The organism is Streptomyces sp. NPDC054840 (genome assembly GCF_053611065.1).
Genome location: NZ_JBSGZP010000200.1, coordinates 1 through 11002, shown reverse-complemented (window position 1 = coordinate 11002; position 11002 = coordinate 1). Strand labels below are relative to the sequence as shown.

The 11002-nt window shown below is 71.4% G+C and carries 11 protein-coding genes and 2 tRNA genes; 3 read left to right on the top strand and 10 right to left on the bottom strand.

Annotation, left to right across the window (positions count from 1 at the left end):
- Positions 1-61: 61 nt before the first annotated feature.
- From ACWGIU_RS16605 to ACWGIU_RS16590, 4 genes are all read right to left on the bottom strand, one after another.
- Positions 62-730, bottom strand: a complete 669-nt coding sequence (locus tag ACWGIU_RS16605) for an ATP-dependent Clp protease proteolytic subunit (protein ID WP_033223992.1) — start codon at positions 728-730, stop codon at positions 62-64.
- A 55-nt stretch (positions 731-785) separates the two neighbouring features.
- The gene (locus ACWGIU_RS16600) at positions 786-1403 is read right to left on the bottom strand and encodes an ATP-dependent Clp protease proteolytic subunit (RefSeq protein WP_030026957.1); all 618 of its coding nucleotides are present in this window, start codon (positions 1401-1403) and stop codon (positions 786-788) included.
- A 276-nt stretch (positions 1404-1679) separates the two neighbouring features.
- The gene (tig, locus tag ACWGIU_RS16595) at positions 1680-3083 is read right to left on the bottom strand and encodes a trigger factor (RefSeq protein ID WP_453706436.1); all 1404 of its coding nucleotides are present in this window, start codon (positions 3081-3083) and stop codon (positions 1680-1682) included.
- Positions 3084-3248: 165 nt separating this feature from the next.
- Positions 3249-3325 (bottom strand) — tRNA-Pro (locus tag ACWGIU_RS16590).
- A 168-nt stretch (positions 3326-3493) separates the two neighbouring features.
- Between ACWGIU_RS16590 and ACWGIU_RS16585 the strand changes: the two genes are divergently transcribed.
- Positions 3494-3564, top strand: a tRNA-Gly gene (locus tag ACWGIU_RS16585).
- Positions 3565-4325: 761 nt separating this feature from the next.
- Here the strand turns inward: ACWGIU_RS16585 and ACWGIU_RS16580 are convergent.
- The 3 genes from ACWGIU_RS16580 to ACWGIU_RS16570 form a co-directional block, all read right to left on the bottom strand.
- Entirely contained in the window at positions 4326-4520 is a 195-nt protein-coding gene (locus ACWGIU_RS16580; protein WP_030008564.1) for a membrane protein, read from the bottom strand.
- A gap of 176 nt (positions 4521-4696) precedes the next feature.
- Complete coding sequence (locus ACWGIU_RS16575) at positions 4697-5152, bottom strand: HD domain-containing protein (protein WP_453706434.1); 456 nt, start codon at positions 5150-5152, stop codon at positions 4697-4699.
- Entirely contained in the window at positions 5149-6537 is a 1389-nt protein-coding gene (locus ACWGIU_RS16570) for a pyridoxal phosphate-dependent decarboxylase family protein (protein ID WP_453706432.1), read from the bottom strand. Before ACWGIU_RS16570 ends, ACWGIU_RS16575 begins: the two co-directional genes overlap by 4 nt.
- A gap of 82 nt (positions 6538-6619) precedes the next feature.
- On the opposite strand from ACWGIU_RS16570, the gene ACWGIU_RS16565 reads away from it, so the two are divergent.
- Positions 6620-7240, top strand: a complete 621-nt coding sequence (locus tag ACWGIU_RS16565) for a DUF4232 domain-containing protein (protein ID WP_453706430.1) — start codon at positions 6620-6622, stop codon at positions 7238-7240.
- Here ACWGIU_RS16565 and ACWGIU_RS16560 read toward each other — a convergent pair.
- Both ACWGIU_RS16560 and ACWGIU_RS16555 read right to left on the bottom strand, forming a co-directional pair.
- Positions 7237-7404 (bottom strand): hypothetical protein, encoded by a 168-nt coding sequence (locus ACWGIU_RS16560; protein WP_453706428.1) that lies wholly within the window; start codon positions 7402-7404, stop codon positions 7237-7239. The two genes, ACWGIU_RS16565 and ACWGIU_RS16560, sit on opposite strands and share 4 nt — an antisense overlap.
- A 123-nt stretch (positions 7405-7527) precedes the next feature.
- Positions 7528-8670 (bottom strand): PP2C family protein-serine/threonine phosphatase, encoded by a 1143-nt coding sequence (locus ACWGIU_RS16555; protein ID WP_453706426.1) that lies wholly within the window; start codon positions 8668-8670, stop codon positions 7528-7530.
- 117 nt (positions 8671-8787) lie between these two features.
- On the opposite strand from ACWGIU_RS16555, the gene ACWGIU_RS16550 reads away from it, so the two are divergent.
- Positions 8788-10023, top strand: coding sequence for a GNAT family N-acetyltransferase (locus ACWGIU_RS16550; protein WP_453706424.1), 1236 nt, complete (start codon positions 8788-8790; stop codon positions 10021-10023).
- 127 nt (positions 10024-10150) lie between these two features.
- On the opposite strand, the gene ACWGIU_RS16545 is transcribed toward ACWGIU_RS16550, so the two are convergent.
- Positions 10151-10957 carry an Fpg/Nei family DNA glycosylase gene (locus ACWGIU_RS16545; protein WP_453706422.1) on the bottom strand — a complete coding sequence of 269 codons (807 nt, stop codon included), beginning with the start codon at positions 10955-10957 and terminating at the stop codon, positions 10151-10153.
- Positions 10958-11002: the final 45 nt, after the last annotated feature.

Sequence of the window (11002 nt, the reverse complement as noted above, 5' to 3'; positions counted from 1 at the left end):
CCCTTGACGTGGTTCACATCTCCGAATCCGGCGACGTGCTCACGCCAACTGGTGGCAAGGATCAGGCCTTGCTGCTCTTACGGGTGGAGATGATCTGGTCGATCAGCCCGTACGCGAGCGCGTCCTCGGCCGTGAGGATCTTGTCGCGCTCGATGTCGTCGCGGATCTTCTCGATCGGCGTCGTCGAGTGCTTGGCCAGCATGGTCTCCAGCTGGTCACGCATGCGCAGGATCTCGTTGGCCGCGATCTCCAGGTCGGAGAGCTGCTCGCGGCCCGTGCCACCGGAGGGCTGGTGGATCAGCACACGGGCGTTCGGAAGGGCCATGCGCTTGCCGGGGGTACCGGCGGCGAGCAGGACCGCGGCGGCGGAAGCCGCCTGGCCCATGCAGACCGTCTGGATGTCCGGCTTCACGAACTGCATCGTGTCGTAGATCGCCGTCAGCGCGGTGAAGGAACCACCGGGGCTGTTGATGTAGATCGAGATGTCGCGGTCCGGGTCCATCGACTCCAGGCACAGCAGCTGCGCCATGACGTCGTTGGCGGACGCGTCGTCGATCTGCACGCCGAGGAAGATCACGCGCTCCTCGAAGAGCTTCGCGTACGGGTCGTACTCGCGCACGCCCTGCGAGGTGCGCTCGACGAAGCGCGGGATCACGTAGCGATTGTCCACCTGCGGGCCGGTGTAGAGGCCGCTCGCGGAGAAGTTGTTCTGCATCTGGGTGTTCACCATCCTGGTGGCGTTCTGCGGGCTGTCGGCTGCGGGGTACTGACGGTGGGTCCCGGGATCAGGCCCCGGTGCCGCCGCCGCCCGGAACGTTGGACGCTGCCGAGATGATCTCGTCGATGAGGCCGTAGTCCTTGGCCTCCTCGGAGGTGAACCAGCGGTCGCGGTCACCGTCGCGGATGATCGCCTCGACGGTCTGGCCCGAGTGGAACGCGGTGATCTCGGCCATCCGCTGCTTGGTGCGCAGCAGGTACTGGGCCTGGATCTTGATGTCCGACGCGGTGCCACCGATACCGGCGGAGCCCTGGTGCATCAGGATGTCGGTGTTCGGCAGGGCGAAGCGCTTGCCCTTGGCGCCACCGGTGAGCAGGAACTGGCCCATCGAAGCCGCCATACCCATGCCGATGGTGACGACGTCGTTCGGGATGTACTGCATGGTGTCGTAGACGGCCATGCCGGCCGTCACGGAGCCACCGGGGCTGTTGATGTAGAGGTAGATGTCCTTCTCCGGCTCGGCGGCCAGGAGGAGGAGCTGCGCGGTGATCTTGTTGGCGATGTCGTCGTCGACCTGCTGGCCGAGGAAGATGATGCGCTCGCCGAGCAGCCGGTTGTAGACATGGTCGCCGAGGCCGCCACCGATGGACGGCTCACCCGCGGCGTAAGGCTTCAGATTCGTCACGTATCCACCTGCTCGTCTCCGACGGCCATGTGCCGTCTCAGCGTCTCGTTCTGGGGTCCGGTCCGGCCGGAGCGGACGGGTCCGCCGGCGCCCGGGTACTCACGTGCCCTCGTATTCATGGACCCTAACGCGCAGGTAGGACAACGCCATCCCGCTTCCCGAACTGTTCGCTCGGAGCGCAAGCTACAAGGGCCTTACGGGACCTGTGCCGAAGGGCCCGGACACGACGGTGTCCGGGCCCTTCGGGGCACTGCTCAGTGGGCTTCGCCCGGGGTGTTACTCGGCCTCTTCGGCCTTGACCTCGTCGGCCTCGACCTCGTCGTCGCCGTCGACGGCGGCCTCGACGGTCTCGGCGGCCTGCTCCTCGTCCTCGTCGGACAGGTCCACGACCTCACCGTTGGTGTCGACGACCTTGGAGGCCTCGACGACGACCGCGAGGGCCTTGCCGCGGGCGACCTCGCCGACCAGCATCGGAACCTGGCCACCCTCGACCACGGCCTGGGCGAACTGGTCGGGGGACATGCCGGAGGAAGCGGCACGGCGCATGAGGTGCTCGGTGAGCTCCTCCTGGTCGACGCCCAGCTTCTCCTTGTTGACCAGCGCGTCGAGGACGAACTGGGTCTTGATGCCCTTGATCGCCTGCTCGGAGGTCTCGGCGTCGAACTCCTCGACCGTCTTGCCCTGGAACTCCAGGTACTTCTCGATGGTCATACCCATCTGGCCGAGCTGGTGGTGCTCCAGGTTGTGCTTGCGGGTCTGGACCTCGTCCGCGAGGAGCTTCTCGGGGATCGGGACCTCGACGAGCTCCAGCAGCTTCTCCAGGACGCGCTCCTGGGCCTGCGTGGCCTGGTCGTACTGCTTCATGTTCTCGAGGCGCTTGCGGCTGTCCGCCTTGAGCTCCTCAAGGGTGTCGAACTCGCTCGCCATCTGCGCGAACTCGTCGTCGAGCTCCGGGAGCTCCTTGGCGGAGACCTTGGTGACCTTGACGGTGACCTCGGCGTCCTTGCCCTCGGCGGAGCCGCCCTTCAGCTGCGAGGTGAAGGTGGCCTCGCCGCCGGCCTCCAGGCCCGTCACGGCCTCGTCGATGCCCTCGAGGAGCTCGCCCGAACCGATGGTGTAGGAGACGTCGGAGGCGACGCCGTCGGGCAGCACCTCGCCGTCGACCTTGGCCTCGAGGTCGATGGTGACGACGTCACCATCGGCGGCGGCGCGCTCGACGTCCTTGGTGGACGCGAAACGTCCACGGAGCTGCTCGACGGACTTCTCGACGTCCTCGTCGGAGACCTCGATGGCGTCGACCTCGACCTCGATGCCGGAGAAGTCCGGGATCTCGATCTCGGGACGGACGTCGACCTCGGCGGTGAAGGCGAGGACCTCGCCGTCCTTCAGCTCCGTGATGTCCACGTCCGGCTGGCCCAGCGGGTTCAGGTCGGCCTCGTTGACGGCCTCGGTGTAGAACTTCGGGAGCGCGTCGTTGACGGCCTCCTCCAGCACCGCACCGCGGCCGAAGCGCTGGTCGATGACGCGGGCCGGGATCTTGCCCTTACGGAAGCCCTTCACCGTGACCTGCTGGTTGATCTTCTTGTACGCCGCGTCGAGGCTGTCCTTCAGCTCCTCGAAGGGCACCTCAACAGTGAGCCGAACCCGAGTCGGATTCAGGGTCTCCACGGCGCTCTTCACGGTTCGGTCTCCTTGTGGCTGACTGCTGGGGATTCTGCCGTCACGCTGTGATTCAGCGGTTCAGCGGACTTCGGCCCGGTACATCAGACACACGGGCACGCAGCTTGCATAGTAACCGCAAGCGGCAATCAGCCCACAACGCGATCTTGTGGAGAACACTGCTGCTGGTCGGGGTGGCCGGATTCGAACCGACGACCTTCCGCTCCCAAAGCGGACGCGCTACCAAGCTGCGCCACACCCCGTCGGTGCGACACGTAGGGTACATGCCTGGAGACACTCTGATGCGCGGGGTTTCCCGAGGTCTTTCGGGCGGACCTCCGCCACGGCAGCGAATGTGGTGTGCACCCACCGGGGGCGACGCGCTAGGATGCTGTCCGTGCCAAGGTCCCCGGACCTGCGGCGCACGCGTTGCGGGTGTAGCTCAATGGTAGAGCACTAGTCTTCCAAACTAGCTACGCGGGTTCGATTCCCGTCACCCGCTCGGAAGTACGAAGGGCCAGGTCAGAGGAGGTTTCCTCGACCTGGCCCTTCGTCGTTCCCGGAGGCCGCGATCAGCTCGGCGCACCGTCTGCGCGCCCCTTCCGCCGTGGACATTCCTTCGGGTGGTCGGCGGCGGCTCGCGGTGTGGAGGCAGGGCGACCGTCACGGTCGCGCCGGGGAACCGACACGCGGAAGATCACCCCTCGGCGGAACTCCGAGTCTCAGCAGGCTGTGCGGAGTTGAGGCGCCGCCGGTCTCGTTCCATCGGAGTCCCCGTCCCGGCTTCCGTCTGATGCGGCGACGCCGTTCGATCGTCCGGGTCCGGTCGGCGTGTCGCTCACGTACGCCAAGCCGTCCCCGCCACCCCCGTCGTCTTCTCCGCCGCGTGCCTGGTCCGGATCGGACGGGCCCGGGGCGATGCCTGCGGTGCCTTCGCGTCCGTACGCGGGAAGGCTTCCCCCGGATGCCGCGGCCGCCAGGCGTCGGCGCCCCGCCCGCGTGGGCCGTCGAAGTGGTCAAGTCAGCTCCCGTTCCATCCTGTTCGACAGCGAACGGGGGTGGGGAGCGTGGACGGCCCATCGATGGGGGGCGGCAGCGGTAGCGCCGGCGGCTCCTGCCTGCCGACCACGACGAGTTGCGGTGCTCCGGTGCGGGCCCGCCGGGGCTCAGGCGATGTTCTTCGCCTCCCGCTGCCCGGTCGCCGCGCGGCTGGAGCGGCTCCAGGCAGGCGCCTGACCACTCCGCGGCGGATCGGACCCGGGGTCAGAGCTTGATGTTGGCGATCATCGTCGCGAGGGAGTTCAGGAAGCGGTTCACGTCGTCCGCGATCGAGCTGGACGCGAGGAAGAAGCCGAAGAGCGCCGCGACGATCGCGGGGCCCGTCTTGATGTGGTTGCCCCGGATCAGCACCACCAGGATGACCGCCAACAGAACCACCACTGACAGCGAAATGGCCACTACTGATCACACCTTCGGTCGTCCCCTGGTCGGCCCGGGGCGCACGGCCAGGCACACCCCCACATGGACCATCCTCCCACCAACGGGCCCCGGCTATACGCCCCGTGACGAAGAGGCGTGGTTCCGTTTCCGCCAACCACAGGCACGGCAGGAATATTTCGGGCGCGGGGCACGGATCACGGGGCGGTGAGGCCGAGCAGGGAACGGATATTCGCATACTTTACGGACAGCCGCTCGCGCGTGGGGGCGTCCAGCACGGAGAGCCGGACGGGGTCCGCGTTGTGCGCGAGGTCGGCCTCCTTGATCAGCAGGGCGCCCGGGGTGGCCAGGATGCGGGCCGCGTACCGCTCGACCGGTTCGCCCGGGCGTTTGGTGACCGCGAGGACCATGTCCTTCACCGTCTGCGGTAGGGCCGCCGAATCCAGCCAGGTGAGGCTGAGGGCCTCGTCCTCGATGGCGTCGTGGAGCCAGGCCGCCGCCTGCTGTTCGGCCGTGCCGCCGCGCAGCCGCACGCCCTCGGCCACGGCCGCGAGGTGCTCGGCGTACGGCCGGCCGGCCTTGTCGGTCTGGCCCTCGTGCGCGCTGCGCGCCAAGGACTCGACCTCGATCAGAGTCAGGGGGCTGTTCGTCATGCGATCTCCCTTGCCGCTGCGCCGAGGGCCTCCGCTGCCCGGCCTACGTCCGCCTGCGTGGTACGCCAGTTGGAGAACGCGGCGCGCAGGGCGGCGGTTCCCTCGTAGACGGTGGGAGTGACGAACACCTCGCCGGCCACGGCCTCGCGCAGGGCGGCGAGGCGCTCGGGGGTGGGGGCCTCGGCGAGGGTGAGGCAGACGACGTTGAGGCGGACCGGGGCGAGGAGGGTGAAGGCGGGGTCCGCCTCCAGGGCGGCGCCCAGTGCGCGGGCGCAGGCGATGTCGCGTTCGACGATCTCCCGGTGGCCCCGGCGGCCGTACGCGCGGAGCGTGAACCAGGCGGCGAGGGCGCGCAGCCGGTGGGAGTTCTCGGGGGTGAGGTGGACGAGGTCGGGGTGCTCGCCGAGGGGGCCGAGGTAGGCGGCGGAGTTCTGGAAGACGCGGGCCTGCAGGTCGCGGCGGCGGGTGAACTGGACGGCGCTGTCGTAGGGGACGTTGAGCCATTTGTGCAGGTCGACGCAGACGGAGTCGGAGGCGTCCAGGCCGTCGGCGAGGTGTGCGTGCTCCGGGGAGAGGGCCGCGAAGGCGCCGAACGCGGCGTCGGTGTGCAGCCAGAAGTCGTGGCGCTCGCGCAGGGCTTCGATCGCGCGGAGGTCGTCGAAGTCGACGGTGTTGACGGTGCCGGCGTTGGCGACGACCACGGCCGGTCCGGGCGTGTCGGCCAGCGCCCGCTCCAGGGCCGCGGGGTCGACGGCCTCACGGCCGGGCAGGGTGGGCACCCGGACCAGGGAGTTGCGGCCGAGGCCCAGGACCGAGAGGGCCTTGGCGATCGAGGAGTGCGGGGCGCCGGAGAGCACGCGGACCGGGCCGAGGGCCGCCGCGCCGTCCTCGGCGGGGGAGACGCCGAGGCGTTCGCCGAGCCATTCGCGGGCGATGGCGAGGCCGGTGGTGTTGGACATGGTGGCGCCGGAGACGAAGGTGCCGGAGTGGGCGGCGCTCAGGCCGAAGAGGTCGCGGAGCCAGCCGACGGTCTCGCGTTCGAGGTCCTGACCGCCGCCGTCGAGGGCGGAGTTGGAGTTCTGGTCGTGGACGGCGGTGAGCCAGTCGCCGGCGAGGGCGGCCGGGGTGGCGCCTCCCGTGACGAAGCCGAGGTAGCGCGGTCCCGCGGAGGCCGACAGCCGCGGCTCCCAGCGGTCACGGAAGGCGGCGAGGGCGGCGTCCGCACCGGCGCCGTCCTCCGGGAGGGGTTCGGGGGCGTACGGCTTCCCGGTGGGCGGTACGACGGGGCGCGCGGCCAGGGCGGCGAGCGCGTCGGCGGCGGCGGCGCGGGTGGCGTCGAGGAGTTCGGGGAGCCGGGCGAGGTCGGCGGCGAGCGTGCGGTCCATGGGGGCACGTTAGGCGCGTCCGGGGCCGAGGGGGCGGGCCAATCCGAGCGGAGTGGCCCGCGTGCCGTCGTAGGCTCACCGGATGATCGCGAAGCGGTGGATGAAGCGGTGGATACCCGGCGTGGTCGCGGCGGGCGTGTGGGCGGGGGCGGCGGGGTGCGCGACTCCCCCGGCGCCGAGGGCGGCTCCCGGCCCGACTGCGGTGACCGCGAAGCCCGACCCCGCCCGGGGCGTGCCCTCCTCCCGGCCGACCGCGCCGCAGCCGTGCCCCGAGGGCGGGGTCCGGCTCGTCGAGGGGGACGGGAACGCGGCGATGGGGCTGCGGGTGGCGGACTTCCAGCTGCTCAACTGTGGTGGTCAGCCGTACGTGCTGGAGGGCTACCCGCAGCTGACGCTGCGCGACGACCGCAACGATCCGGTGGCGGTGACGGTGGAGCACGGCACGGAGGGGATCGGCACGGGCGTGACGACCTCGGAGGAGCCGCCGGAGCGGGTGACGCTGGCGCCGGGGCAGGCGGCCTCCTTCGTGATGGCGTGGCGCAATCTCGTCACCGACGCGGCGGTACCGGCCACGACGGCACGGATCGTGGAGGTCGAACCCCGGCCCGGCGCGCCCCGGCTGTGGCTGCGGCTCGCCGCGCCGGTCGACCTCGGGAACACCGGGAAGCTGGGACTCGGACCGTGGCGGCCACCGGTCCGTTAGGCGGCCGCCGCCGCGTGCGGCCGGGTACGCCGGGCGGTCAGCGGGGCCATCCGGACCGCGACGGCCGCGGCGGAGCTGCTCGGCGGCCGGTCCGCGATCAGGCCGTCGGCGAGGAAGAGCACCTGGTCGGCGTGGGCGGCGGCGGCCGGGTCGGGGATGACCACGACGAACGGTGGCGTGACGGGCGTCGACGGCGTCCCGGAGCGGCCCCGGGACCTCCGCCGCGGTGGTGGTGTGAGCGCGCCGCCCGGCGGACCGGTGGGGGTGGGGTGCACACCACGCCCCGGTCAGGCGGAGCGGCGGATGAGGAGCAGGGCGCGGTCGTCGTTGACGTCCTTGGCGACCTTTTCGATCAGGTGCCAGGCCGCGCCGTCCCAGCCGGCGGCGACGTAGCGGTCGGCCTCGCCGGTGAGGCGGTCGATGCCCTCGCTGAGGTCCCGGTCGGAGGTCTCGACGAGGCCGTCGGTGAAGAGCATCAGGACGTCGCCGGGGCGGAGGCTGCCGCGGGCGGGGGTGAAGTCGGCGCCGTCGTAGACACCGAGCAGCGGGCCCTCGCCCGTCTTCTCCTGCCAGCGGCCGGTGCCCGCGCAGAGCTGGAGGGCGGGGAGGTGACCGGCCGAGAGGAGTTCGTAGTCGCCGGTCTCCAGGTCCAGGACCAGGTGGATGGAGGTGGCGAAGCCCTCGTCCCAGTCCTGGCGGAGCAGGTAGCCGTTGGCGGCGGGCAGGAAGCCGTGGGCGGGCAGCGCGCCGAGCAGCCCGCCGAAGGCTCCGGAGAGCAGCAGGGCGCGGGAGCCGGCCTCCATGCCCTTGCCTGAGACGTCGGTCAGGACGATCTCCAGGGTGCGGCCGCCGTTGGTGCGGGCCGCGACGACGAAGTCGCCGGAGAAGGACTGGCCGCCGGCAGGCCGCAGGGCCATCTCGCGGTGCCAGCCGCGCGGCAGGGAGGGCAGTTTGCTCTGCACGCGGATGCGTTCGCGCAGGTCGAAGAGCATGGTGCCGCCGCGCCGCCAGGGCACGCCGACGCGGCTGCGGAACTGGGCGATGACCAGGCCGAAGAACCCGCAGGCGGCGACCACCAGCACGGTGCCGGGGGTGACGCGGGCCGGACCCTGGGTATAGGGGCCGAGTACGAGGGCCTCGACGATCAGTGCGGCCGCGGAGGCGGCGTACAGCGCGAGGAGGCTGGCGGGGCGCAGCAGCAGTCCGCCGGCGACGATCGGCAGGACGAGCGCCGACGGCGAGAACCAGACCGGCAGCATCAGCGTGCCGCAGGCGGTGGCCGGAATGGTGAGCAGCAGCCCGCCGAAGGCGAGCCAGTCGGAGGCGTCGCCGCGGAAGTAGTCGACGGCTGATTTGCGCAGGGCTGTGCGGCTCCGGTGCGACAGCATGCGCATCCGGGCCATGAGGGATTCAACGCGTGCTCCGGCCATTGCATCGGGACCCTATCCATCCTGGCTGTGGATGCGCAGGGGTACCCCCGGACCAGGTGCCCGACGGCGTCCGAAAACGCGTCGCCTGGGGCGGATTGCCCTGATAGGGATGGCCGTATGGCTCTTGAGATACGCGTATTACAGGTTGATGAGTGGGATGTCTGGTACGACCACCTGGAACTGGCGTTCGGTGGCGTGCCCGAGTCCCCCGAGGAGCGCGAGCTCTACAAGTCGCTGACGGACACCGAGCGCTCGCTCGGCGTCTGGAACGGCGACACCTGCGTCGGCTCGGCCGGTGCCTTCACCTTCCGTCTCTCCGTGCCGGGCGGGGCACTCGTTCCGGCGGCCGGCGTCTCGATGGTGGGCGTCTCACCCACCCACCGCCGGCGCGGGGTGCTCACCTCCCTGATGCGGCGCCAGCTCGACGACGTCCGGGCGGGTGGCGAACCGCTCGCCGTGCTGACGGCCTCGGAGCCGGCGATCTACGGGCGCTTCGGCTACGGCACGGCCACCTACGCCCTGGCGCTGGACATCGACACGGCCCGCGTACGGCTCTCCGTGCCACCGGGGACGGACGGGATACGGCTGCGCCTCGTGGACCCGCGGGAGGCGCTGGCCGACTGCGAGCGGGTCTACGCGGCGCTGGCTACCACCCGGCCGGGCATGCCCGCCCGGCAGCCGGGCTGGGAGCGGTTCCCGCTGCTGGACCCGCCCTCGACGCGCGGCGGAGGGTCGCCGCTGAAGTGCGTGGTCGCCGAACGGGAGGACGGCGAGGTGGTCGGGTACGCCCGCTACCGGGTGACGCCCGAGTGGGACCAGACCCGCTCGGAGGGCACGGTAGATGTGCGCGACCTCGACGCGCTGGACCCGGCGGCGTGCGCGGCGCTGTGGCGCTACCTGTTCTCGATCGACCTGACCTGGACGGTACGGGCGCCTCGGCGGCCGGTGGACGATCCGGTGCTGCACCTGGTGAGCGACGTCCGGCGGTCGCGGCCGCGGACGCGGGACGCGCTGCACGTGCGGCTGGTGGATCTGCCGGCGGCGCTGGAGGCGCGGACGTACGCGGCGCCGATGGACGTGGTCGTGGCCGTCGAGGACGCGTTCTGCCCCTGGAACGCGGGACGGTGGCGGCTGGCCGCGGACGCCAAGGGCGCCGCCCTCTGTACGCGGACCGCGGACCCGGCGGACCTGGAGCTGTCGGTCCGGGAGCTGGGCTCGGCGTACCTGGGCGGGATCGCCCTCACCTCGCTGGCCGCGGCCGGCCTGGTGCGGGAGCTGCGCCCGGGGGCGCTCACGGAGGCCTCGCGCGCCTTCGCCGGGGACGTGGCGCCCTGGCTGCCGCACGGGTTCTAGGTCGTCTCTTCCGGATCTTGCCGGTTAAGCCCGCGTCGTCTGGTGCGGTGTCGCACGGCGCGGGTCAGGCAAGCTCGGAAAGAGACGGCCTGGTGCTGTGCCCGCGAAGGTCCGCCGGCCCAGGCACCTAGCGGGACTGGCAGCCGGGGCACCAGAAGAGGTTGCGGGCGGCGAGGTCGGCGGTGCGGATCTCGCCGCCGCAGATGTGGCAGGGCAGGTTCGCCCGCCGGTAGACGTACACCTCGCCGCCGTGGTCGTCGACGCGCGGCGGCCGGCCCATGGCCTCGGGCAGGTGCTCGTCGCGGACGGTGTCGATGCGGTTGTTGCGCACGCCCTGGCGCATCAGGGCGGCCAGGTCGGCCCACATGGCGTCCCACTCGGCGCGGTTGAGGTCCTTGCCCGGGCGGTACGGGTCGATGCCGTGCCGGAAGAGGACCTCGGCGCGGTAGACGTTGCCGACGCCCGCGACGATCTTCTGGTCCATGAGCAGAGCGGCGACGGTGGTGCGGGAGCGGGAGATCCGGGTCCAGGCACGGTCGGGGTCGTCGCTCGCGCGCAGCGGGTCCGGGCCGAGCCGGGCGTGTATCGCCTTCTTCTCGTCCTCGCCGATCAGTGCGCAGGCGGTGGGGCCGCGCAGGTCGGCGTAGTGGTCCTCGTTCCGCAGGCGCAGCCGGACCGTGTCCGTGGCGGGCGGGGCCGGCGCGGGGCCGAAGCCGAGTTTGCCGAAGAGTCCGAGGTGGATGTGGATCCAGGCGTCGCCGAGTTCCAGGAAGAGGTGCTTGCCGTGCGCCTCGGCGCCGTCCAGCTCGCGCCGGTCGAGCACGGCCGCGCTCTGCTCGAAGCGGCCCTGCGGGCTGCTGACGCGGACCGGCCGGCCCGCGAACCGTTCGGCGTGGTCCTGGGCCAGGCGGTGGATCGTATGCCCCTCGGGCACGGGGAACTCCTGAGAAGAATGGAAACGGCCGTGCCACCCCCGGGG

Bases quoted from the DNA above. Each gene is read 5' to 3' on its own strand.
- ACWGIU_RS16570 (WP_453706432.1), bottom strand. From the start codon at position 6,537: ATGGACCGCACGCTCGCCGCCGACCTCGCCCGGCTCCCCGAACTCCTC.
- ACWGIU_RS16550 (WP_453706424.1), top strand. From the start codon at position 8,788: ATGGCTCTTGAGATACGCGTATTACAGGTTGATGAGTGGGATGTCTGG.
- ACWGIU_RS16555 (WP_453706426.1), bottom strand. From the start codon at position 8,670: ATGGCCGGAGCACGCGTTGAATCCCTCATGGCCCGGATGCGCATGCTG.
- ACWGIU_RS16605 (WP_033223992.1), bottom strand. From the start codon at position 730: ATGGTGAACACCCAGATGCAGAACAACTTCTCCGCGAGCGGCCTCTAC.
- ACWGIU_RS16575 (WP_453706434.1), bottom strand. From the start codon at position 5,152: ATGACGAACAGCCCCCTGACTCTGATCGAGGTCGAGTCCTTGGCGCGC.
- ACWGIU_RS16565 (WP_453706430.1), top strand. From the start codon at position 6,620: ATGATCGCGAAGCGGTGGATGAAGCGGTGGATACCCGGCGTGGTCGCG.